The organism is Streptomyces sp. NPDC031121, from assembly GCF_055570615.1.
This window is the reverse complement of sequence record NZ_JBVIGV010000002.1, coordinates 338,504-360,334: the sequence shown is the minus strand read 5'-3', so window position 1 is coordinate 360,334 and position 21,831 is coordinate 338,504. Positions and strand designations below refer to the sequence as shown.

Genomic DNA, 21,831 nt, shown 5'->3' with positions numbered 1-21,831 from the left:
TCCGGATGCTTCCGACGCCCCCTCCAACGCAGGGGTGGACCCGCGCATTCCATGGGGTGCGGCGGGCCCGCCGGTACTAGGTTGGGGGCATGAGCAATCTCGAGCGCCAGCCGGCCCTCTCCGCCTGCGGCGGCCGCGGATTCGTCGTGGCCGAACCGGTCCGCGAGCTCCTCAGCCCCCGGACGGTCAAGCTGGGCGAGTCCTCGGAGGTCCGCCGCCTCCTGCCCAACCTGGGCCGCCGCATGGTGGGCGCCTGGTGCTTCGTCGACCACTACGGGCCCGACGACATCGCGGGCGAGCCCGGCATGCAGGTCGCACCCCACCCGCACACGGGGCTCCAGACGGTGAGCTGGCTCCACGACGGCGAGGTCCTGCACCGCGACAGCACCGGCAGCCTGCAGACGATCCGGCCGCGCGAGCTGGGTCTGATGACCTCCGGCCGCGGCATCAGCCACTCCGAGGAGAGCCCCCGCTCCCACAGCCGCCTCCTGCACGGAGCGCAGCTGTGGGTCGCCCTCCCCGACGCCCACCGGCACGTCGAACCGCACTTCCAGCACCACGCGGCCCTGCCGCGCGTCACCGCGTCCGGCGTGGACGCCACGGTCATCCTGGGCACCCTGGACACGGCGACCTCGCCGGGGGCGGCGTACAGCCCGATCGTCGGCGCCGACATCGCCCTCGCGGAGGGCACCGAGGCGAAGCTGCCGCTGGAGCCCGACTTCGAGTACGCGGTCCTGTCGATGTCGGGCGAGGCCCACGTCGACGGCGTCCCGGTCCTGCCCGGCTCGATGCTCTACCTCGGCTGCGGCCGCACCGAACTCCCCCTCCGGGCCGCTTCGGACGCCGGCCTGATGCTCCTCGGCGGCGAACCGTTCGAGGAGGAGATCGTGATGTTCTGGAACTGGATCGGACGGTCACACGATGATATCGCGCAGGCCCGCGAGGACTGGATGACCGGCACCCGATTCGGCGAGGTCAAGGGCTACGACGGCGCCCCGATCCCGGCCCCGCAGCTGCCTCCCACCCACCTGAAGCCGCGGGGCAGGGTCCGCTGACCTGCCGTGCCCGCCGGGCGCACCCCGGGGACCACGTGCGCATGCTGCCTCGCTGTCCGCCTTCTCGCCAAGGGCGGCTACGAGGCAAGCCCGATTCCGGTGTCCGGCGGCTGCGAGCCGGTGGGCCCCCGGGCAGCCGTGTCCGCTCGCTCGGCACTCGGCGGGTTCGGCAGGGAGCGGGCCGCGTCGACGTGCCGGTGTGTACCCCTCAGCCAAGGCCTACGGTCCGTACCTGAGAGCGGAGGGATCGTGCCACGTCCACCTCGAAGGATTCGGTACTGGGGGTGAGCATCGCGGCAGCGGCTGTGGCCACCCCCAGCGCGCAGGCGCTCACAGGATCGTCGCCGGCGGCCAGCTGTGTGGCGAGGGCGGCGACCATGCTGTCTCCGGCCCCTGCATCGCTCAGGGATTCCCCGGGCAGCGGCGGGACGTGGAGCTCGGTGTGGCCACGGCTGGTCGAGCACAGCGCGCCCAGCGCTCCGAGGGTGGTGACGGCGATCTCGGCGGCCCCCGTGGTGAGCAGGTGTTCGTTGAGTGCCCGGGCGTCGTCGAAGCCGTTGACGGGGTGGCCGGTCAGGCTCTCCGCCTCCGTCCGGTTGCACCTGAACAGGAAGACACCCTCAGCGAGCGCCGCCGGCAGTGCCGGCCCGGAGGTGTCCAGGATCAGCCTGGCTCCCGTGTCCCTGACACGGCGGGCGACGGCCGCGTAGTAGTCGTCGGGCAGGCCGCCTGGCAGGCTGCCACTGGCCACCACGTAAGGAGAACCGCCGACGGACTGCTCCAGCACTTGCAGGCACCGCTCTCCTTCGCCTTCGTGCAGCTGCGGGCCGGCTGGCACGACGTGGTAACTGAGCCGTGATCGGGTCTCGAACAGCACGAGTGCTTCACGGGTGTCCTCGGTGATGCCGACGGCGACGTGGTCGATCCCCTCTTCGTCCAACAGCCGGTTCAGACGCAGGCCGACCTCGCCTCCGGCGGTGTGGACGGCGGTGGCGCGCGCTCCGAACCGCGCGACATGACGGGCAACGTTGATGCCTCCGCCCCCGGCAGCAACCGACCTGACCCGCGCACGGTTCTTGCCGATGCCCTCCAGATGGTCAACCTCCCAGCAGAGGTCGATCGTCGGATTCATCGTCAGGGTGACGACCTCCGGACTGGCGGTTCGCTCGGGTACGAGGATGCTGTGCATGGTGCTCATGGGGTGCCTTCCAGTCCTTCCCCTCACCCTGGCCCGGTTCCCCGGGGGCGGCAGGGCCGCGCGGGGCAGGCAAGCGGGACCGTCCGGCCCGCCTCAGCGGACCGGTAAGGCCTCGCTCGGCTTGGGGACGACGGCCGTCCAGCCCAGTTCGCGCTCGATGGCGGTTGCGCAGGCTCTCGGCGGCCGTCTCCTCGACGTGCACGAGGTAGGTCGTGTGCGGGGGCGGCGCAGTTCGCAGCCAGTCGATGATCCGGCCGGCGTCGGCGTGGGCGGAGAAGTGCGGCACGTCGGCTACCTCGGCGCGGACGGGGACGTACTCGCCGAACATCTTCAGCACCCGTGCGCCGTCCACCAGGTCCCGGGTGCAGGTTTCCACCGTGGCCTCCGTCCGGGCGCGCCTACGAGGCCCGACCGGGCCCCTCTGCGGGGGCCGACCGGCCCAAGCCGCCTTGAAGGACGGCCAGGCCAGGGCAGTAGGACTGAAGGGAGCAGTCGGCCGCGAAGGACACCGCAACACCGGCGTTGCCGGGCTCGCAGCGTTCCGCCTGCCGGGGCCACGCGCGCACCCTCGGACCGGTTCTGCGGGCCGATCGGCCCGTGCACGAGCGGACCACTCGGCCCCTTGCGACTGGCCCCCTCGGCACTGCGGACCGTCGCCGTCGCGGCGTGATCGTGGAACCCGGACGCCATACCGGCGCCGCTTTTCCCACAGCCAGACCCGGCCGAAGCAGCCTGGCAAGCCGGCTCCGCTGGATAGGCGCCCGCCGCCCGGCCCCACCCTGCCGTACTGGACCGCGGCCGGCACACAGGCCCAGGAGGACGTCATGGGACTCATGCCACGCGTCATACCGTTCACCCGGCTCGGCCGCGGCGATGTCGGCCGCGTCGGGGGGAAGAACGCCTCGCTGGGCGAGCTCACCGTTCAGCTGGCCTCGGCCGGCGTGCTCGTACCGCCCGGTTTCGCCACGACCGCCGACGCCTACGGGGAGCTGCTCGACCGGCATGAACTGCGCACCCGCGTCCAGGAACAGTTCGAGCGGTACCGCGACGGCGTCGCGCTCGAGGACATCGGCGCTGCCATTCGTTCGCTGGTCATGGCCGAGCCCCTGCCAGAGGCACTGCGCAACGAGATCACCGCCGCGTACGAGGCCCTCGCGCAGCAGCTGGGGAGGGCCGACCCCGAGGTCGCCGTCCGCAGTTCGGCCACGGCCGAGGACCTGCCGGAGGCCAGCTTCGCCGGGCAGCAGGAGACGTACCTGAACGTACGCGGCACCGAGCAGCTGCTGCGGTCCGTACACCGGTGCTTCGCGTCCCTCTACACAGACCGGGCCATCGACTACCGCGAGCGCATGGGCTTCGACCAGCTGGGTGTCGCCCTCTCCGTCGGGGTCCAGGCCATGGTCCGCTCCGACCTCGCCGGCGCCGGGGTGATCTTCACTCTCGACCCGGAGACCGGTTTCCCCCAGGTCGTCGTGATCAGCGCCGCCTGGGGGCTGGGGGAGACGGTCGTCAGCGGGCAGACCGACCCCGACGAGTACACCGTCTTCAAGCCGTCCCTGCAGGACCCGGCCCTGACCCCCCTCATCGACGTGCGTGTCGGGGCCAAGCACCGCAAGGCCGTCTACGCCGACGGCGGGCTCACCGACACTGTCGACACCACGCCCGAGGATCGGGCGCGTCGGGTCCTGAACGACACCGAGGCCCGGCAGCTCGCCGCCTGGGCCGTTGCCGTCGAGGAGCACTACGGGTGCCCGATGGACCTGGAGTGGGCCAAGGACGGCATCACCGGCGAGCTGGCGATCGTCCAGGCCCGCCCCGAGACCGTGCAGTCCCGCCGCAGGACCACGACCCTGCGCCGGTGCCGCCTCACCGGGACGCCCGGCGAGCCGCTCGCCGAGGGCACCGCGGTCGGCGAGGCCATCGGCGCCGGCCCCGTGTGCCGCCTGCACACCCCCGTCGAGCTGGACCGCTTCCCCACCGGCGCCGTGCTCGTCACCTCGATCACGGACCCCGACTGGGAACCGATCATGAAGCGTGCCGCCGCGATCGTCACCGACCACGGGGGCCGCACCTCCCACGCGGCGATCGTCAGCCGGGAACTCGGCGTCCCCGCCGTCGTCGGCACCGGCAACGCCACCGAAGCCCTTCCGGACGGCCGCCCGGTCACCGTCTCGTGCACCGAGGGCAGCCGCGGCCGCGTGTACGCGGGCCTGGTGCCCTACGAAGAGACCGAGACGGACCTCTCCGCCCTGCCCGTCACCCGAACCCGGGTGATGCTCAACCTCGCCGACCCGTCGGCGGCGTTCCGCTGGTGGCGGCTGCCGGCCGACGGAGTGGGACTGGCCCGCCTGGAGTTCATCGTCGCCCACCAGGTCAAGGTCCACCCCATGGCGCTGGTCCACCCTGAGCGCATGGACGCGGCTGACCGCCGTGCCGTCGACCGGCTCACCGAGGGCTATCCCGACCGCACCGGCTACTTCACCGACCGCCTCGCGTACGGCATCGCCCGGATCGCCGCTTCCCGGTGGCCGGACCCGGTGATCGTCCGCACCAGCGACTTCAAGACCAACGAGTACGCCAAGCTCCTCGGCGGCCGGCCCTTCGAGCCGGTGGAGGCCAACCCGATGATCGGGTGGCGGGGCGCCAGCCGCTACTACAGCGACGGCTACCGCGAAGGCTTCGCCCTCGAATGCCGGGCCCTGCGCCGGGTCCGTGACGAGATGGGCCTGACCAACGTCACCATCATGATCCCCTTCTGCCGCACTCTGCAGGAGGCCGACAAGGTCCTCGAGGTCATGGCCGACGAAGGGCTGCGGCGGGGCGAGAACGGGCTCAAGGTCTACGTGATGGCCGAGATCCCCGCCAACGTGCTGCTCGCCCGGGAGTTCGCCGAGCGCTTCGACGGCTTCTCCATCGGCAGCAACGACCTCACCCAGCTCACCCTGGGCGTCGACCGGGACTCCGAAGCCCTCGCCGATGTCTTCGACGAGAACGACCCGGCCGTCACCGGCCTGATCCGGATCCTCGTCCCGAAGGCTCACGCCGCCGGACGGCCCGTGGGCCTGTGCGGGCAGCGCCCCAGCGACGACCCGGCCTTCGCCGCCTTCCTCGTCGGCATCGGGATCGACTCCCTCTCGATCGCCCCGGACAGCTTCCCTGCCGTCAAGCAGCACGTCGCCGCGGGCGAGGAACGGCGCCAAGGCTACTCGGAGGACCGAACGGCCCCCGCCGGGAACCGCCCGGCCCATGCGGAACCTCCGCCGGCCGAGTGACAGTGACACCACGGCGCCACAGGAAGCGGCCCTTTCCGTAGGCGGCGTACATGTCGAGGAGCGCCGGTGCGCAGCACACTGCGGCGACCCAGCCGCTCGAGGAGGGCTGACAGCATGACCACCGAGCTGGGGCGGCGGCTCGCCGCCCGTCGAACCGCGGCCGGAATGAGCCGCGACGAGCTGGGGGAGCGCTCCGGGGTCGATGCGCACCACATCGCCTCCCTGGAGGACGACGTCGCCCTCCCGACGGTCGGAGTACTCGTCCGACTCGCGGAAGCTCTCGGCACCACCGTCGACGCGCTGGCCGGCACCCGCACACCCCGCGATCCGGTACGTCCGGCCAGGCCGCCCAACACCGACGCCCAGCCGGTCGTACTGGACGAGGAGGAGTGCCGACGGCTCCTCGGGGTCCGGGGCATCGGCCGCATCGCCGTCTTCACCGTGGACGGCCCCGCCGTCCATCCCGTGAACTACCTCGTGGCCGGCGGGGACATCGTCTTCCGGACCGCCGCCGAAACGGTCCTGGCACGGGCCGCGAGCACCGAGGCCGCCTTCGAGGTCGAGAAGATCGACGAGGTGGCGGCGAGGGGGTGGAGCGTCCTGGCCGTGGGAGTGCTCGAGGCGGTTTCCCGTCCCGACGCGCTGGAGCGCCTGGCCGGGGCCGCCCATGCCGCGCCCTGGGCAGGCGGAGAGCGCACCCACTGGATGAAGCTCGCCCCGCAGCGCCTCACGGGCCGCCGGGTGGAGTACCGTCCGTGACGCGGACGGTACTCGAACCCCCCATGTCCCTGAGCAGGCGTCCTCGCACTTCCTCCGTGAGTCGCGACAGCCCATCCGAAGCGGTCGGGGCCGGAGGCTGCGGGCCACGGATCCGCCGGGCTTCTTGCGGCAGGGCGTCGAGGTCGGCCTCGAAGCGGGAGCGCGCGACGGTGAGGGAGTCCGACGGACCTGTCCTGCGGCCGTTCAGCATCACCGTGGCCAGCAGCGGTTCCGAGCGCGGTGGAGGTGCTTCGTCACGCAGGGCGATCACGTCCGGTCTTCCGGGCCGGCGGTACACCTGTTTTGCTGCCGGGGCGGTGACCTTCGCCGAGGACAGCTTCATCACCGGTCGCCCGTCGTAGGCCACCAACTTGTACGCGGCGTCCAGATACGGGGCGTCCGCGGCGACGCCGACGCGGGTCCCGACAGCGTAGACGTCGATCGGAGCCCCGGAACGTACGAGCTCGTCGATCGCGTATTCGTCCAGGCCGCCGCTGGCGATGATCCGTACGTCGGTCAGGCCGACGGCGTCCAACATTACGCGGGAGCGCCGGGCCAGCTCTCCGAGGTCGCCGCTGTCGAGGCGGATCGCGCAGCCCGGTCCACGCCGCAGGTCGGTCAGGACGCGGGCGGCGGCCGCCACACCGCGGTCGGTGTCGTAGGTGTCCACGAGCAGGGTGACCGGCCCGGGATGGGTGCGTGCGAAGGCCCGGAACGCCTCCTCTTCGGACGGGAAGGACTCGATGTACGAGTGCGCCATGGTGCCGGAGGCCTCCAGGCCCAGACGGACCGCCGCGTCGACGTTGCTGGTACCCGCGAACCCGACGATCCCCCCGAGACGAGCTGTCTGGAAGCCGGCCTGGGGGCCGTGGCAGCGGCGCAGCGAGAAGTCGACCACCGGCCGGCCGCGCGCGGCCAGGACGCAGCGCGCAGCCTTGGAGGCGACGGCCGTCTGGTGGCAGAGTTGACTGAGCAGGTACGTTTCGGCCAACTGGGCCTGGGGAAGCGGCGCAGTCACTTCCAGCAGCGGTTCACCGGCGAACACAAGGCGTCCCTCAGGGACCGCGCGGACCTCGCCCCCGAACCGCAGACCGGCCAGCTGTGCCAGGTCCGCCGTCGGCCGGTGCAGCGCCTCGGCGAACACACGGACATCGTCCGCCGCCACCTCGAAGCGGGTCAGGTAGTCGAGGGCCGGCTCCAGGCCCGCAGCGACCAGGAAGCCCCGCCCGGGTGGCAGGTCCCGGACGAACAGGCTGAAGGTCGCCTCGGCACACATGCCTTCCGTGAGGTACGACATCGCCATCGTGACCTCGTACAGATCTGTTGTGGTCACCTGGGACATGGTCCCAGCGTGCCACCGCCCGGCGGCCCCGCCACCGGGGCCGAATGGTCCCGTAGCTGCCCCGATAGGCCCAAGCGGACTGTGAACCGACTGGTCGACAGTGGTGGCAGCAACCGCCCGAAGGCGCCCGTCACAGGCGTCGGAGATCCAGGAGCACGCCATGTCAGGCACGCAGATGGAGCGAAGGCGCAGCCTCTTCCCCGACCTCACCGACTGGTTCGCAGGCGACTTCCCGCGCTTCCCGATGTGGAGGCCACCCCTCGACACTCACCTCATCCCGATCGAGGTGACGAGCAGCGACGGCACGTACACGCTCCGCGCCGAAATGCCCGGGCTGGACCCCGAGAAGGACGTCGAGATCACCGTGGACGGCGACACCCTCACCGTCAGCGCCGAGCACACCGAGAGCACGGAGGACAAGGACCACTCGGAGTTCCGTTACGGATCCTTCCGCCGGAGCGTCCGGCTGCCCGGCCAGATCCCCACCGAAGGGGTCGAGGCCTCCTACGAGGACGGCATCCTCACGGTCCGCGTCCCCATGGAGACCGAGCCTCCGGCGGGCCGTCGCAGCATTCCCGTCAAGCGTCCCCAGGTCCAGCAGACGGGCGAGCCGTCGTGACCGCCAATGTTCACGACGGGGCCTGCCCCGTGCCCCGGGTGTGGGCGGCCACGTAGTCCGCGCAGCTGTCGAGGGTGGTGAGCGACGGGTAGTCCTGTTCCGGCAGGGCGAGCCCCGTGCGACCGCTGAGAACCTCGACGAAGTTGAGGAAATCCAGCGAGTCCATCTCCAGGGGTGTGCGGAAGTTCGCGTGGGGTGACACGGAGGAGAGATCGGCGCCGGGCACGACCTCTTCGATCACGGCTTTGATCGTCTCGAGGGCTTCGTCGCGGGTCACAGGTCCTCCGGGTGCTGGAGCAGGCGGTCGAGCGCGGTGAGGAAGCGGGAGCCGGTCGCACCGTCGCTGGCCCGGTGGTCGGCGGACAGGGTGGCGGTGACGGTCGGGTGGACGGCGAGCATGCCGTTCACCGCGACGGGGCGGTCGGTCACCCGTCCGAGGCCGACCATCGCGACCTGGGGCGGGTAGATCACGCCGAAGACCGCCTCGGCGCCCTGATCACCCAGATTGGTCACGGTGAGCGTCGGGTCGGCCGTCTCCGAGGCGCGGAGCCTGCCGTGCCTAGCCCGGGCGACGAGGTCCTTCAGCGTGGCCATCAGCTCCGGCAGGGGCAAACGGTCGGCGTCCGCCAGGGCGGGTGCCACGAGCCCGCCCCCGCGTAGCGAAACGGCCGTGCCGAGGCGGACGCCGGTGGCGGACACGAACCGGTCGTCGCTCCAGTGGCCGTTCAGCTCGGGCACCTCACAGGCGGCCAGCGCGACGGCTTTGAGGAGGAGTGCGGCCGGGACGAGGCGGTCGGCGACCGGTCGTGCGCTGTTCTCGGTGCGCATCCATTCCAGGGCGGCGGCGAGGTCGATGACCGTCGACAGGTAGTAGTGAGGGATCTCCCGCTTGGCGCGGGTCATCAGCCGGGCGATGGCGACGCGGTCGCCGGCGGACGGTGCTGCGCGGGCGCCGGTGGCCGGGGGAGGAGGTCCGGCCGGGGCGGCCCGCTCGGTCGGGGCGGCAGGCGCGGGTTCTTTGCCTGCTCCTCCAGCGGCGGCGCGGACGTCGTCGGCCTTGATCGCGCCGCGGCTGCCGGTGCCCCTGACGGAGGCGAGGTCGACGCCCAGGGACTGTGCGAGGCGCCGGGCGAGGGGTGATGCCGCGATCCGCGTCGGCGTCGGGTGCGCGGCCCGGGACACGTCCTCGCGGGTGATCCGCCCGCCCCTGCCGCTGCCGTGTACGGCATGGAGGTCCACTCCTTCCTCGGCCGCCTGGTGGCGTACGAAGGGTGTGGTCAGGGTGGGCTCGGCGAGGACCGGCGCGGGCGCCGTGCTCGCGGCCCCGGAGGCTGTGGGGCCGATGAAGGCCAGAGGGGTTCCCACGGGCACCGTGGTGCCCGGCTCGACCAGAAGCTCCGTGATGGTGCCGGACTCGAAGCACTCGACCTCGATCGTTGACTTGGCCGTCTCCACGACGGCGACGACGTCACCCCGCGCGACCTCGGCCCCTTCGGCGACCAGCCACTCGACGAGGGTGCCCTCGTCCATGTCGGCTCCGAGGGACGGCATGGTGAACTCGCCCATGTCAGGCCACCGCCTGGCGGACCGCCGCCACGATGGAGGCGGACTGGGGCAGGGCGGCCTCCTCCAGCTGCCGGGCGTAGGGGATCGGCACCTCTTGGCTGCACACCCGCTGGACCGGCGCGTCGAGGTCGTAGAAGGACTGCTCGGTGATGCGGGCCGCGATCTCCGCGGAGATGCTGCCGCTGCGCCAGCCCTCGTCGACGATGACGGCCCGGTGGGTGCGCCCGACGGACTCCATCACCGTGGCGTCGTCCAGGGGGCGCAGGGACCGCAGGTCCACGACCTCCGCGTCGATGCCGTCCCCCGCGAGCTCCTCCGCCGCGGCCATGGCCTTGGGCAGTGACCCGCCGTAAGTGATCACGGATACGTCCTTGCCGGTCCGGCGCACGGCCGCCGAATCGAGGCCGACCGAGCCGATCGCGGTGTCCAGCACACCCTCCTCGTTGTAGAGGCTCCCGTGCTCGAAGAGCACGACGGGGTCGGGGTCGTCGAGAGCTGCGGCCAGCATGTGCCGCGCGTCGTCCACGGTGGCGGGGGTGATCACCCGGATGCCGGGGATGTGGGCGTACCAGCTCTCCAGGCTGTGGGAATGCTGGGCGGCGAGCTGCCGGCCCGCCCCCGTGGTCATGCGGATCACGATCGGTACGTTCAGCTGCCCGCCGGACATGTGCAGCAGGGTGGCCGCGTTGTTCATGATCTGGTCGAGGGCCAGCAGGCTGAAATTGACGGTCATGATTTCGACGACGGGACGGAGTCCGCCCAGCGCGGCACCGATGCCGGCCCCCACGAAAGCGGACTCCGACAGCGGGGTGTCGCGAATCCGGTCGGGTCCGAACTCCTCCAGCAGCCCCAGGCTCACCCCGAAGCAGCCGCCGTACCGGCCGACGTCCTCGCCCATGAGGAAGACCCGGTCGTCGTCGCGCAGGGCCTCACGCAGCCCCTCTCTCAGGGCTTCCCGGTACGTCGTGCGTGCGTTCTCGACGCCCTTGGCCGGCCGGTGCCCACTCATCACGTCCTCCCCGGGGGGCTCGTCACGAACCGCAGCAGATCGGTGACGGGTTCGCAGGGGGCGGCTTCCGCAGCGTGTACGGATGCGTCGATCTCGGTGGCCACGTCCTCCTCCAGTCGCTTGATCACCCCGTCGTCCACGGCTCCGGCGGTGCGCATGATGTTCTCCAGGCCGTCCAGCGGGTCACGCGTCTTCCACTGGGCTATCTCGTCCCTGTTCCGGTAGCGGTCCGGGTCGTACATGGAGTGGGCGCGGAAGCGGTACGTCCGTGCCTCCAGGAAATGCGGGCCTCCACCCGCCCGGACGGACTCTGCCGCCCGCCGTGCGGCGGCCTCGACGGCCAGCACGTCCATGCCGTCGACGGTCCAGGCGGGCATACCGTACGACGCGGCGCGCATCGACAGGTTCGTTTGCGCGTGTTCCCGCGCCAGACTGGTCCCCATGGCGTACAGGTTGTTCTCGCAGACCAGCAGGAGGGGCAGCTGCCACAGGGCGGCGAGGTTCGCCGTCTCGTGGAACTCGCCCTCGGCGTAGGCGCCGTCGCCGAAGAAGCAGCACGTCACCCGTTCGGTACCGCGCATCCGGTCCGCCAGCGCCAGGCCGGCTGCCAGCGGCAGGCCGCCGGCGACAATGGCGTTGCCCCCGTAGAACCGCCGTCCGGCGTCGAACAAGTGCATGGATCCGCCGCGGCCGCGACTGCACCCCGTGGCCTTGCCGAACATCTCCGCCATCACGGCCTCGGTCGGCACGCCCCGTGCGAGCGCGTGACCGTGCTCGCGATACGTGGACACGACGGCGTCCTCCTCACGGAGGGACTGGCCGACTCCGACGGCGACCGCCTCCTCCCCGATGTACAGGTGTACGAACCCGCGGATCTTCGCCGCACTGTAGAGCTCGACGCAGCGTTCCTCGAACCGTCGGATCAGCAGCATCTGCCGCAGCAGCACCAGTTGGTGGTCACTACCCGTGTAGGGCTCGCCGCCCTGAGCCGGATGACGCTGACGACGACCGCCGGGACGCTGCGGACCGGAGGGGATCCTCGTGGTGGCATTCATGGCCGGGCCTTTCCTCCGAGCTGCTCAGGCAGGGCTTTCCAGGGTTGACAGATCACCTTCGGGCAGGCCGAGTTCGCGGGCCCGCAACAGGCGGCGCATCACCTTTCCGCTGCGGGTCTTCGGGAGGTTCTGATCGAAATCGATCTCACGCGGGGCCACCGCGGGCCCGAGCCGCTGTCGGGCGAACGCGAGCAGTTCGCGCTTCAGCGTGTCCGCCGCCTCGTAGCCGGGCCGCAGCGAGACGAAAGCCTTGACCACGGCCCCCACGACGGGGTCGGGGCGGCCGATCACCCCCGCCTCCGCCACGGCCGGATGCTCCATCAGAGCACTTTCGACCTCGAACGGCCCGATGAGGTGGCCGGCGGATTTGATGACGTCGTCGGCGCGACCCACGAACCAGAACCATCCGTCTTCGTCCCGTTTCGCCAGATCGCCGGTGAGGTACCAGCCGTCGGCGAAGCAGGCCTCGTAGCGAGGGCGGTCGTCCAGGTAGCCGCGGAACATCGAGGGCCATCCCGGCCGGAGCGCCAGCTCGCCCTCCACGCCAGGCCGGGCGACCTGCCGTACGTTTCCGTCGATGACCGCCGCGCGTCCGTCCTGCCCGCGCTCCAGGATCGCCGCGTCCACGCCGGGCAGGGGACGCCCCATGGAGCCGGGACGGATGTCGCTGGAGGCGAAGTTGGCGATCATGATGGCGCCGGTTTCCGTCTGCCACCAGTTGTCGTGCACGGGGAGACCGAGGACCTCCTGTCCCCACACCACGGCTTCGGGGTTCAGCGGCTCGCCGACGCTGGCGATGAAGCGGAGTGCGGAGAGGTCGTACGGGCCGGGGAGGCCGGTGCCGCTGCCTCGTGGTGTCGCTCGCATCAGCATCCGGATCGCCGTGGGAGCCGTGTACCAGACCGCGATGTGCTGCGTGTCGAGGATCCGGTACCAGCGGTGCACATCGAAGTCGCCCTCGTCCACCACCAGGGTGGCGCCGTGTGTGAGCGGGGCGATGATCCCGTACGAGGTGCCCGTCACCCAGCCCGGGTCCGCCGTACACCAGTACACGTCCCGCGGTCCCAGGTCCAGGGCGAAGGACGCCGTGGCGTGGTGGGCCACGACCGCGTCGTGGACGTGCACCGCGCCCTTGGGCGCGCCGGTGGTCCCACTGGTGAAATGGAGCAGGGCCATGTCCTCCGGGTCGGTCGGCGGCACCGTGAAATCCGGCGAGGCCTGCGCCATGAGGTGTTCGAGTACATGAGTGCCCGCGGGAGGGTCCTTGACGGCGCCGACCAGCAGTATGTGTGTCAGGCCGGGAAGCAGCGGTCGGATCGCCTCGACCTTGCGCCGGTACAGGTCCTGTGTGGTCACCAGGACCCGGGCGTCGCCCAGCGCGAGCCGCTGCCGCACCGGCTCCGGGCCGAACGCCGAGAACAGCGGGCACACCACACGTCCGGCACGGAGCGTGCCCAGTACGGCGGTGTACAGCTCCCGTCGCCGGCCCAGCAAGGTGAAGATCCGCTCCTGCGGGGCCGTCCCCAAGTCGGTGAGGACGTTGGCGAAACGAGAGGTGTCGGCGGCGAGGTCCGCGTAGCTCACGCTGGTGACGGAATCGTCGACGGCGATGCACCGCAGCGCCTCCCACTCGCCGTGGCCCGCCTCGACGTGCCGGTCGACCGCCTCGAACCCCATGTTCAGGCCGCCGTCCGGCAGCCCGCTCAGCCACGTCCGGGCCTCGTCCCAGGTGAACGTCGCGCGGGCCTGTTCGTAGTCCACGAGCCGCCCGATGTCGTGCGGGTGGCGCTCTTTGGTGATGATCGGGTACGTCATGACGGCTCCTCGTCCACCAGGAGGCCTGATGGTGGTGCGACACCACCCTCCGCCAAACGCGGGGCGTGGGGGGAGGGCCGAACGGGCCCGGGCGGGGACCGCTCGGCCCCGTGCCTGCCGGCTTCGTGCCGCGCCCGGCACCACCCGGCCTGACCGGTCAGCGCTCCGTGTGCGAAACGACGACGCCCGCAGGATCGCCGGGCACGGTCGAGGATCCGGGCAGGGAGGTGCGCCCGGCGTCCATCGGGCCATGTCGCCCGTCTCCGCCGGCCCGGACCCACCCCAGGTCCCGGGCTGGTCCGACCGGCTGTGTGCCGGTCCGCGCCGCAGCGGTCAGCAGCGCTGAGACCTCTTCGTCACCGGGGCTCCGGCTGGAACGGCACCCCGAGGTCGCGGACCACGACCACATCCACGGAGGGCTGCAGGTGCGGCGTTGGCCCCGCCCGTTCGCCCGCCGGGTGGCGGGCGCCATGCACCTCTCGGGACAGGCGTCAGCCGTGCTTGACGCCGTGGCCCGTGTGGTCGGCCGTCAGGCCGAGTCGAAACGCCGGCGGGCCGACTCGATCTCGCCCAGGTGGCGCTGGGTCCAGGCGCACATGGCGTCGACCGTCGAGCGCAGCGCGCGGCCGGGTTCCGTGAGCGTGTACTCCACGCGCGGCGGCACGGTGGGGTGCACCGTGCGCACGACCAGGCCGTTGCGCTCCAGCAGGCGCAGGTTCTGCGTGAGCATCTTGTGGCTGATGCCCTCCACCTCGCTCCGCACTTCCGTGAAGCGCAGGGTGCGGTCGCCCACCGCCTCGATGATGAGCAGCGCCCACTTGTTGGCGATGTCCGCGAAGATCTCCCGCGCGAGGGAGTCCGCCCGTGACACATCGGCACCATCCTTGGCCGAGCCTCTGACCTGCTTGGTCACCATGAGGTTCCCCCGTCACCCAAAAGTGCGTTCTTCCACGTCAGCGCTCACTCTCCTACGGTTTCCGGGTAACCACAAGAGAGCGCAAGGAGCGTACGGACATGGCTGTCACCCTGATCAACCCTGACGGACTGCCCCAGGTCGATGTCTACCACCACGTGGCGGTCGCGTCCGGGACGAGGACGGTCTTCATTGCCGGCCAAGTGGCCTGGAATGCCGACGGGGTCACGGTCGGCGAGGGGGACCTCGCCGCCCAGGTCGTGCAGTGCTACCGGAACATCGCCACCGCCCTTGCCGGGGCGGGCGGCTCCTTCGACGATGTCGCGAGGCTCACCGTCTACGTCGTCGACTGGAACCCCGGCAAGATGCCCCTGCTCCTGGACGGGATCTCAAGGGCAGCCGCGGAGCTCGGTGTCACTCCTGTGCCTCCTGCCACCCTGATCGGCGTCGCGGCGCTCGACGTGCCCGAGCACCTGGTCGAGGTCGAGGCCACCGCGGTCCTGGCCTGACGCGTACGACACCGGCTGATCGAAACAGTTTCTAGGTCGGATGACCTATATTGGGTACGTGATCATTCAATCGATGGACGAACTGCGCCTGGACCCGTCCGGTCCCGTGCTCATCACCGGCGGGTACGGGACCGTGGGAGCCGAGATCGCCCGCCTGGTCGCCGCAGACTCCCCGGTCGTGCTGACGGGGCGCTCTCCCGACCGGGGCCGTGCCCTGGCGGCCGAAGTGGGCGGCGAGGTGCGTGCCTGGGACCTCGCCGACCCCTCCCCCTTCCGGGCCGAGGCGCGGGCCGTCATCAGCTCGGTCAACGACCCTCAGGACCGGGTGCTGCGCGCCGCCGTGGCCGGTGGCATCCCCTATGTCGACATCACCAGGTGGACGAGCCGGTTGCAGCGCGCCGCCGCACTCACCGCCCTGCTCGCGCCCACCGCGCCGGTCCTGCTGTCCTCGGCCTGGATGGGCGGGGTCAGCAGCCTGGCCGCGGCGGCGCTGGCGGCGGACCTGGGCGGCGCCGAGCGGGTCGAGATCGCCGTGCGCTGGGACATGGCCGACCAAGCCGGTGCGGATTCCGTCGAGTTCATGGACCGGCTGGGCGTGGAGTTCGAGGTGATCGAGGACGGGACGCGAAGGCTCGCCTCGCCGCTGACCGACGCCCGGACCGTCGCGATCGGCGACACGCCGGTACGGGTGGCACGCATCGACACCCCGGAGCAGTTCACCCTCCCCCTGACCCTCGGCACCGCCACCGCGTCCACCCGTATCGGATTCAGCTCGCCGGCCGCGAACCGCGCGCTCCTCGCGCTGCGGGGTACCGGGTTCTTCCGCTGGGCCGGCGGAGAGCGCTGGGCACCACTGCGCCGTGCCGTCCTCCACGCACCCGGTGAGGGCGGCACGGCCCGCATGCGCATCGACGTGTCCCACCGGGGGACCACCCGCACCGCGACCGTCACCGACCCCCGCGGACAGCACCACCTGACCGCCGTCGGAGCGGTCCTGGGGCTGCGCCGAGTCCTCGGTACCGACGGCTTCCCCGCGCCCAGCGGCCTCGTCTTCCCCGAGCAGCATCCGGCTCCTGCCCGAGCGGCCGAGTCGCTCGCTGCGCACGGTGTCGACCTCTCCGTCGGCGGAGACGCCGCCCCGGAGCCGGGAAGGGCCGCCGCGTGAGCCCCGGGCCGACGGCCAAGGGCACGCAGAGACGGGCGGCGGTACTGGACGCGGCCGAGCGCGTCCTGACGTCATCCGGCGGCTCCGACCTGACGTTGCGCACCGTCGCCGACGAGGCGGGTGTGCGGCTGGGCCATCTCCAGTACTACTTCCCCTCGCGTTCCGCCCTGCTGTCCGCACTCCTCGACCGCATCCTCGCCACCGCCCTGGACCGGGTCGTCCGCCTCACCGGTGAGCGCCAGGACGGCGACAGCCTCACCGCGCTCGTCGACGGCGTCCTCGCGGACCACGACGACCCCGCCCTCGTGCGGCTGTTCACCGAGGTCTGGGCGATGGCCGCACATGACGAGGAGGCCGCCGCGGCCGTCCGCGCGTTCTACGACACGTACGCGTCCCATGTGGCCGCCGCCCTCCGCGACCGCGAGCCCGGACTTCCCGCGGCCGCCGCTCGTCACCGGGCGGAGGTCTTCGTGATGCTCATGGAAGGAGCCTCCCTGTTCCGCTCCGGCGTCACCGGCCGGCGCACTCCCGGCACCGACGCCCATATGCGTCGCGTTCTCCTCGCCTTGCTGACGGAAGGGGGCCGGGACTGACAGCGCCGATTCCCCGCCCGCTCGTCGCCGTCCTGCGCGCGTAGGGCCGGTATCCCCCCGCCTCGGGAGTCCGGTGATCCTCCACGTCAAACGGCCTGTTAGGCGATCAGTCCGCGAAGGTCCGCCTGCGCGGGGACCAGGTCGTGACGGATGAAGTACTCGGTGCCGAGGACCTCCTCCCGTTCCTGCGCCGACAGTCCGCTCAACAGGGCCGGGAGCGAGCGGGCTCGGGCCGCCTCCGAGCGGTGTGCGCGGACGGCGGCCCACTTGAGGTCCAGCCAGGGGCGGACGTCCACAGCTGCGGTGACCACCTCGTCCGGGACCGTGTGCAGGCGCTTGCCGACCCCGGAGACCAGACCGGCGAGGCGGCAGCCGCCGGCCTCCGGGTGTACGGAGAAGTACAGGGCGCTGGGCTGCCACGGGGGCCCGGCCTCGGGGAAGACGCCCGGGACGCCGGCGGCCTGCGCGGCGAGCAGGGTGACGCGGTGCGTGTGGATGTGGTCGGGATGCCCGGAGGACCCTTGGGCGTCGTGGGTGACGATCAGGTCGGGGCGGAACTCCCGCACGTGGGCCACCAGGCTCCCCACCGTCTCGTCCAGCGGGGCGTCTCGGAACGGGGGTCGTCCGGGGGCGGAGCCGGGGACGCGGAGGTCGGCGTATCCGAGCATGCGGGGCGCTCCCGCGCCGAGGTGCGTGAGGGCGTCGGCGAGTTCGGCGGCGCGGTGACTGTCGGCGGCCCAGGTGGCCGTGACGACGGCGGTCCGGGCGCTGGCCGCTGCGTGCTGGGCGAGGACGCCCCCGGCGACGAGGGACTCGTCGTCGGGGTGGGCGTAGACCGCGAGGATGCCGGGAGCGGACACGGGACTCCGTTCTGTGGGCACAGGGCCGGTGCGTGCGGCCACCGGTCGAGCCGGGGGCGGGGCTGTGAAGGTTGCCGGCGAGGCACGGGGTTCCTTCCGGGAACGGGCCGGCAGGCCGGTGGGGCCGGGTTCAGGGGCGGTGGACGGTGTGGAGGCGGCGCAGGGTGCGGTGGCCGCGCTCCGTGACCTCGGGGTCGCCGTGGCGGGTGCCGTAGGCGATGCCGGAGACGGCGTCGAAGGCGGCCTCGCAGTCCATGCGGAGGTCCTCGGCGGGGGTGAGGGGCCGGCCGTAGCCGTCGAGGAACGCGGTGCGCAGGTCGGGGCGGCCGGTCCAGGTGTCGCTCAGCCGCACCAGGTCGCGGGTCGCCGTGTGGTACTCGGAGCGCTCGAAGTCGAACAGCAGCGGTTCGCCCCCGTCTCCGATCAGGACGTTGCGGTACTGCAGGTCCCCGTGCGTGGGCACGAGCGAAGGCAGCGGCAGGTCCGCGTGGACTCGGGCGAGGACGCGAACCAGGTCCTCGTCGCCGTCCGCCAGGTACGGCCGGGCACCCTCCAGGTGGCGTTCGATCCTGTCGGCGGCCGTGGCGGCCGTGGCGGCCTCGGCGGGCCGCTCGGGCGCGCTGCCGTGCAGGGCGCGGACGAGGCGGCCCAGAGCATGCTGGATGCGCGCTTCGCCGGCCGGGGCGAGGACCATGCCGTGCAGCGGGCGGCCGTGCAGCGCCGTGACCACGACGGCCCGGGCCCCGGTGTCGGCCGCGACGAGACGGGGGGCCCGCGGCCCCAGCGCCAACACCCACGACCGGTACGCCGACACCTCCCGGCCGTGGAACTTCGGCCCGCGGTGGCGCTTCAGGTACCAGGTGCCGCCGCCGGTCCCGGTGAGCCTCCAGACCCGGCTGCCGGTGCGGATCCAGGACACCTCCGATGCCTGCGCGACCCTGCCGATGGCCCGCTCGGCGAACACCCGCAGCCGGCACGGCAGCTCTGCCTCGCCGGCGGGCGGCCCGGCCAGGAGGCGGGTGCGGTCGGCGTGGTCCGGGCCGTACGCGACGGCGTCACCCGGCTGTTGGAAGTGAACGGCGGCCGGCAGGCCCGCGCGGTAGGCGTCCAGACCGGCCCGGCAGTACGCCACCATCGGGTCGGGCAGGGCGCCCAGCGGGTGCCAGTCCATGCCGTCGCACCGGTCCGGCTCCATGATCCGGGGCCGCCCCGTCCAGTGGCGTACCTCGAAGAACACCCCGAGTCGGGAGCAGGAGCCGGTCGGTGGGCGGTGGTGGACGGTGACGGCCGCCGTGACATCCTCCGTCGCGATGCGCACGCCCGTCTCCTCGCGGGCCTCCCGGATGACGGCCTCGACCATGTCCTCGCCGGGGTCGAGGTGCCCGGAGGGGAGGTGCCACAGACCCGACGCGTACACCGGACCGGCCCGCCGGGACAGCAGCACCTCCGGGCCGCTGCCACCGTCTCGGCGCAGGACGAGGTGGACGTCGACCGGCACCGTGTGCCGGGCCCCGCCGCTCACCGCGACACCCCCGGCCGGCAGGCGCCGAGCATGGTGAACATGCCTTCCCGCGCTGCGCGTCCGAGGAGGAGGTGCGCGGTGGCGGCGGTCATGCGGGGTCCTCGGCGTGCAGGGTGTCGTGGTCTCCGGCGGACTGGGCGGGGATCGCGGGGTCGAAGGCGGCGGCCTGGACGAGGTAGGCGTCGCGGAAGTCCCCCGTGCCCGTGGCCGGGTCCATCAGGTCCTCGAAGGTGCCGGACTCGGCGACCCGGCCGTCCTTCAGGACGTGGATGAGGTCCGCGTGGCGCACTGAGTGCAGGCGGTGGGTGATGAGCACGATCGTCTGCCCGGTGGTCGCGGCCAGGGTCCTGATCCGGTCGAAGACCCGCTGTTCCGCGACCGCGTCCAGGGCGCTGGTGGGCTCGTCCACGATCAGGATCTCGGCCTTGCGGTACTTGGCCCGCGCGATGCCGATGCGCTGCCACTGGCCGCCGGAGATCTGGTGGCCGCCCCGGTAGCCGCGGGCCAGGAGCGTGCCGAGCCCGCGCGGCAGGCCGTCGAGGACCTCGTCGGCACCGGAGAAGCCGGAGGCCTCCTCGACCGCCCTGTCGTCGATGGCCTGACCGGGCTGTCCGATACCGACGTTCACCCGGAATGTGAAAGGCCAGTGGTAGAAGTCCTGCGACATCAGCGCGACGCGGCCGAAGACCTGGTCGCGGTCGGCGGTACGGGCATCGACGTCGTCCCACCAGATCGTGCCGCTGCCCTCGTCCGGCAAGTAGAGGCCGGCGAGGAGCCTGACCAGGGTGGACTTGCCGGAGCCGTTCTCGCCCACCAGCGCGATGATTTTCCCCGTCGGGAACGAGAGGCTCACCTCGCGCAGTGTGGGTTCCGGCTCGCCGCCACCGCCGCTGCCGGGGTACGTGAAGGTGACCTTCTCGAACCGGACCTCCCGCAGCCGCTCGGGCAGCGGGTTGCCGCCCATGGGGATGGCCCGGGTCTTCGCCTCCCGGCACAGCCGCTCGAAGTCGGCGACGAACAGGGACTCCTGGTGCAGCTCGGTGATCTGGAGCACCAGGCTGTCGAGGCTGGTCGCGCCGGTGCGGATGGCCAGTACCGCCGTCCCGGCGACGGAGAGCTCCATCGCCCCGCCCCAGAGGAGGGCGCCCAGGGCGCCGTAGGTGAGGAGGGTGGCGAGGCCGCCGGCGCCGTCGGCGGCGAGCCCGATCCGGGCGGCGCGGCGGGCCAGCCGGGTCTGCTCGCGTTCGCTGGTCTCGGCCATGGTGCGGAAGTGGCCCAGCAGGAAGGGCCCGACGCCGTGGACGCGGACCTCGGCCGCCGCTTCCTTCTGGGTCAGCAGCTGGCCGAGCAGGTGTCCGGCGCGGGCGTGCTGGACGAAGGCGTGGAAGGAGATGTACCGCTGGCGGGAGATCATCAGCGAACTCCACGCGCTCGGCAGCGTCATCAGGACCAGGAGCGGCAGCAGTACCGGGTGCAGGACGGTGAGCACGCCGGCCGCGGCGATCAGCGACACCGCCGAGTTCAGGGTGTTGGTGCAGTAGCCGACCATCCGCCGGGCCGAGTCGGCGCCGTAGCGGGCCGCGTCCAGCAGCCGGTGGAACTCGTCGTCCTCGATCGCCGACAGCTCCGTGCGGTGCACCAGCCCGAGGTACTGCTCGGTGGCGACCCGCTGCACCTTCGGCTCCAGGGCCCCGGTGGCCGCCGTCGAGGCCGAGCGCAGCAGCGACCCGAGGAACGCCGTGACGGCCACGACCGTGAGCGCCGGGAGCGCCTGGGTCAGGCGCTCGTTGGTGCTGCCGGCCGCGAGGACGTGGCCGAGCACGCCGTTGACCGCGACCAGGCCGACCGCCTGCGCGACGCCCCGTCCCGCCTCCGAGGCCAGCACCACCCGCAGGGCCCGTGCGTCGGCGAGGTGGGCGAGCCGCAGCCCGGTCCCCGCCAGCCGGGGGAGCTGCCGTGCCATCGTCCACAGCCCGAGCCGGAGCCAGGCGCCCTCGTGCTGGTCCCAGCCGATGTCGTACGCCAGCTCGCCGCCGAAGAGGAGCCGCTCGGAGTCCGACACCGCAGCGGAGCCGGATCCGCTTGCCGAGTCCTTGCTCACGCAGCCCTCCCGACATTCGGTCGTGAGCCGCGGCAGCAGGCGGGTGAGGCGTCAACACGACTCCCACCCGCCGAGCACGGGCACGGGGCCGGCTCGCCATGTTCGATTAAGGGGAGGGTGCCGAGGTGTTTCGACGGGAGATTCACGGGGTCCTCCGGATGGGCGCACGACTGGTACTGGTGCTCCAAGAACGGTTCCGAGGCGGGTGCGTCACGGCCCGATCGGAGGCAAAAGGGGAACGGATGTTCCCGTCCGGCCGGGTGGGCTTGGCGGGCCTGCGGTCGTGGCGTTGAAACTCGCTCGAACAGGGGCGTGTCAGCCGGGCGGGGTATTGCCGACCGCAGGCGACGCCGGGCTTCCGCGACCCGTGGCGCCTCGGGGGCCGGGCCGACAGGCCGTCTCCGGGGACCGTTCGGCGGGTGGCGCTGTGTGCGGCGGGTTCCAGCCACCTGGCGGGAATGCACCCGAGGCCTGCCGG

Annotated in this window: 19 protein-coding genes; 7 read left to right on the top strand and 12 right to left on the bottom strand. The window is 72.2% G+C overall.

The annotated features are described in order from the left end of the window. The first annotated feature begins 89 nt into the window (after positions 1-89). Positions 90-1,055 carry a pirin family protein gene (locus ACZ462_RS05015; protein ID WP_467802841.1) on the top strand — a complete coding sequence of 322 codons (966 nt, stop codon included), beginning with the start codon at positions 90-92 and terminating at the stop codon, positions 1,053-1,055. A 208-nt stretch (positions 1,056-1,263) separates the two neighbouring features. Here ACZ462_RS05015 and ACZ462_RS05010 read toward each other — a convergent pair whose 3' ends face one another. Together ACZ462_RS05010 and ACZ462_RS05005 are read right to left on the bottom strand one after the other, a co-directional pair. Further along, entirely contained in the window at positions 1,264-2,253 is a 990-nt protein-coding gene (locus ACZ462_RS05010) for a 1-phosphofructokinase family hexose kinase (RefSeq protein WP_467802842.1), read from the bottom strand. Further along, positions 2,153-2,581: an MBL fold metallo-hydrolase RNA specificity domain-containing protein gene (locus ACZ462_RS05005; RefSeq protein WP_468140933.1), complete on the bottom strand. Its 429-nt coding sequence runs from the start codon at positions 2,579-2,581 to the stop codon at positions 2,153-2,155. The genes ACZ462_RS05010 and ACZ462_RS05005 overlap by 101 nt, the downstream gene beginning before the upstream one ends. A gap of 496 nt (positions 2,582-3,077) precedes the next feature. Here ACZ462_RS05005 and ppsA point away from each other — a divergent pair, with 496 nt between their 5' ends. Further along, entirely contained in the window at positions 3,078-5,525 is a 2,448-nt protein-coding gene (ppsA, locus tag ACZ462_RS05000) for a phosphoenolpyruvate synthase (RefSeq protein WP_467802844.1), read from the top strand. A gap of 114 nt (positions 5,526-5,639) precedes the next feature. Next, on the top strand, positions 5,640-6,284 hold the full coding sequence (locus tag ACZ462_RS04995) for a helix-turn-helix domain-containing protein (RefSeq protein ID WP_467802846.1): 645 nt from the start codon (positions 5,640-5,642) through the stop codon (positions 6,282-6,284). Here the strand turns inward: ACZ462_RS04995 and ACZ462_RS04990 are convergent. Next, positions 6,253-7,626: a nicotinate phosphoribosyltransferase gene (locus ACZ462_RS04990; RefSeq protein WP_467802847.1), complete on the bottom strand. Its 1,374-nt coding sequence runs from the start codon at positions 7,624-7,626 to the stop codon at positions 6,253-6,255. The two genes, ACZ462_RS04995 and ACZ462_RS04990, sit on opposite strands and share 32 nt — an antisense overlap. Positions 7,627-7,786: 160 nt before the next feature. Here ACZ462_RS04990 and ACZ462_RS04985 point away from each other — a divergent pair, with 160 nt between their 5' ends. Beyond that, complete coding sequence (locus tag ACZ462_RS04985) at positions 7,787-8,245, top strand: Hsp20/alpha crystallin family protein (RefSeq protein WP_467802848.1); 459 nt, start codon at positions 7,787-7,789, stop codon at positions 8,243-8,245. A 10-nt stretch (positions 8,246-8,255) separates the two neighbouring features. Here ACZ462_RS04985 and ACZ462_RS04980 read toward each other — a convergent pair whose 3' ends face one another. From ACZ462_RS04980 to ACZ462_RS04955, 6 genes are all read right to left on the bottom strand, one after another. Continuing rightward, positions 8,256-8,522: an acyl carrier protein gene (locus ACZ462_RS04980; RefSeq protein ID WP_467802849.1), complete on the bottom strand. Its 267-nt coding sequence runs from the start codon at positions 8,520-8,522 to the stop codon at positions 8,256-8,258. Then, positions 8,519-9,811, bottom strand: coding sequence for a dihydrolipoamide acetyltransferase family protein (locus ACZ462_RS04975; RefSeq protein ID WP_467802851.1), 1,293 nt, complete (start codon positions 9,809-9,811; stop codon positions 8,519-8,521). The genes ACZ462_RS04980 and ACZ462_RS04975 overlap by 4 nt, the downstream gene beginning before the upstream one ends. A gap of 1 nt (position 9,812) precedes the next feature. Beyond that, the gene (locus ACZ462_RS04970; protein WP_467802853.1) at positions 9,813-10,820 is read right to left on the bottom strand and encodes an alpha-ketoacid dehydrogenase subunit beta; all 1,008 of its coding nucleotides are present in this window, start codon (positions 10,818-10,820) and stop codon (positions 9,813-9,815) included. Next, positions 10,820-11,875 (bottom strand): pyruvate dehydrogenase (acetyl-transferring) E1 component subunit alpha, encoded by a 1,056-nt coding sequence (gene pdhA, locus ACZ462_RS04965; protein ID WP_467802855.1) that lies wholly within the window; start codon positions 11,873-11,875, stop codon positions 10,820-10,822. The genes ACZ462_RS04970 and pdhA overlap by 1 nt, the downstream gene beginning before the upstream one ends. A gap of 24 nt (positions 11,876-11,899) precedes the next feature. Further along, on the bottom strand, positions 11,900-13,690 hold the full coding sequence (gene acsA, locus ACZ462_RS04960) for an acetate--CoA ligase (protein ID WP_467802856.1): 1,791 nt from the start codon (positions 13,688-13,690) through the stop codon (positions 11,900-11,902). Between the two features lie 529 nt (positions 13,691-14,219). After that, positions 14,220-14,606 (bottom strand): winged helix-turn-helix transcriptional regulator, encoded by a 387-nt coding sequence (locus ACZ462_RS04955; protein ID WP_467802857.1) that lies wholly within the window; start codon positions 14,604-14,606, stop codon positions 14,220-14,222. A gap of 98 nt (positions 14,607-14,704) precedes the next feature. On the opposite strand from ACZ462_RS04955, the gene ACZ462_RS04950 reads away from it, so the two are divergent. The 3 genes from ACZ462_RS04950 (at position 14,705) to ACZ462_RS04940 (ending at position 16,870) form a co-directional block, all read left to right on the top strand. Then, the gene (locus tag ACZ462_RS04950) at positions 14,705-15,112 is read left to right on the top strand and encodes a RidA family protein (RefSeq protein ID WP_467802858.1); all 408 of its coding nucleotides are present in this window, start codon (positions 14,705-14,707) and stop codon (positions 15,110-15,112) included. A gap of 73 nt (positions 15,113-15,185) precedes the next feature. Continuing rightward, positions 15,186-16,277: a saccharopine dehydrogenase family protein gene (locus ACZ462_RS04945; protein WP_467802905.1), complete on the top strand. Its 1,092-nt coding sequence runs from the start codon at positions 15,186-15,188 to the stop codon at positions 16,275-16,277. Continuing rightward, a complete protein-coding gene (locus tag ACZ462_RS04940) occupies positions 16,274-16,870 on the top strand; it encodes a TetR/AcrR family transcriptional regulator (protein ID WP_467802859.1) in 597 nt (198 codons plus the stop codon). The genes ACZ462_RS04945 and ACZ462_RS04940 overlap by 4 nt, the downstream gene beginning before the upstream one ends. Positions 16,871-16,968: 98 nt before the next feature. Here the strand turns inward: ACZ462_RS04940 and ACZ462_RS04935 are convergent, their stop codons facing one another. The 3 genes from ACZ462_RS04935 to ACZ462_RS04925 form a co-directional block, all read right to left on the bottom strand. After that, complete coding sequence (locus tag ACZ462_RS04935; RefSeq protein WP_467802860.1) at positions 16,969-17,730, bottom strand: PIG-L deacetylase family protein; 762 nt, start codon at positions 17,728-17,730, stop codon at positions 16,969-16,971. Between the two features lie 130 nt (positions 17,731-17,860). Further along, positions 17,861-19,252: a phosphotransferase gene (locus ACZ462_RS04930; protein ID WP_467802862.1), complete on the bottom strand. Its 1,392-nt coding sequence runs from the start codon at positions 19,250-19,252 to the stop codon at positions 17,861-17,863. Positions 19,253-19,340: 88 nt separating this feature from the next. Then, complete coding sequence (locus tag ACZ462_RS04925; RefSeq protein ID WP_467802864.1) at positions 19,341-21,353, bottom strand: ATP-binding cassette domain-containing protein; 2,013 nt, start codon at positions 21,351-21,353, stop codon at positions 19,341-19,343. Between the last annotated feature and the right edge of the window lie 478 nt (positions 21,354-21,831).

What these genes read in the sequence shown, in the direction of transcription:
- ACZ462_RS05015 (WP_467802841.1), top strand. Translation starts at nt 90, where the DNA reads ATGAGCAATCTCGAGCGCCAGCCGGCCCTCTCCGCCTGCGGCGGCCGC.
- ACZ462_RS05005 (WP_468140933.1), bottom strand. Translation starts at nt 2,581, where the DNA reads ATGTTCGGCGAGTACGTCCCCGTCCGCGCCGAGGTAGCCGACGTGCCG.
- acsA (WP_467802856.1), bottom strand. Translation starts at nt 13,690, where the DNA reads ATGACGTACCCGATCATCACCAAAGAGCGCCACCCGCACGACATCGGG.
- ACZ462_RS04990 (WP_467802847.1), bottom strand. Translation starts at nt 7,626, where the DNA reads ATGTCCCAGGTGACCACAACAGATCTGTACGAGGTCACGATGGCGATG.
- ACZ462_RS04970 (WP_467802853.1), bottom strand. Translation starts at nt 10,820, where the DNA reads ATGAGTGGGCACCGGCCGGCCAAGGGCGTCGAGAACGCACGCACGACG.
- ACZ462_RS04985 (WP_467802848.1), top strand. Translation starts at nt 7,787, where the DNA reads ATGTCAGGCACGCAGATGGAGCGAAGGCGCAGCCTCTTCCCCGACCTC.
- ACZ462_RS04955 (WP_467802857.1), bottom strand. Translation starts at nt 14,606, where the DNA reads ATGGTGACCAAGCAGGTCAGAGGCTCGGCCAAGGATGGTGCCGATGTG.
- ACZ462_RS04975 (WP_467802851.1), bottom strand. Translation starts at nt 9,811, where the DNA reads ATGGGCGAGTTCACCATGCCGTCCCTCGGAGCCGACATGGACGAGGGC.
- ACZ462_RS05010 (WP_467802842.1), bottom strand. Translation starts at nt 2,253, where the DNA reads ATGAGCACCATGCACAGCATCCTCGTACCCGAGCGAACCGCCAGTCCG.
- ACZ462_RS04995 (WP_467802846.1), top strand. Translation starts at nt 5,640, where the DNA reads ATGACCACCGAGCTGGGGCGGCGGCTCGCCGCCCGTCGAACCGCGGCC.
- ACZ462_RS04945 (WP_467802905.1), top strand. Translation starts at nt 15,186, where the DNA reads ATGGACGAACTGCGCCTGGACCCGTCCGGTCCCGTGCTCATCACCGGC.
- ppsA (WP_467802844.1), top strand. Translation starts at nt 3,078, where the DNA reads ATGGGACTCATGCCACGCGTCATACCGTTCACCCGGCTCGGCCGCGGC.
- pdhA (WP_467802855.1), bottom strand. Translation starts at nt 11,875, where the DNA reads ATGAATGCCACCACGAGGATCCCCTCCGGTCCGCAGCGTCCCGGCGGT.
- ACZ462_RS04950 (WP_467802858.1), top strand. Translation starts at nt 14,705, where the DNA reads ATGGCTGTCACCCTGATCAACCCTGACGGACTGCCCCAGGTCGATGTC.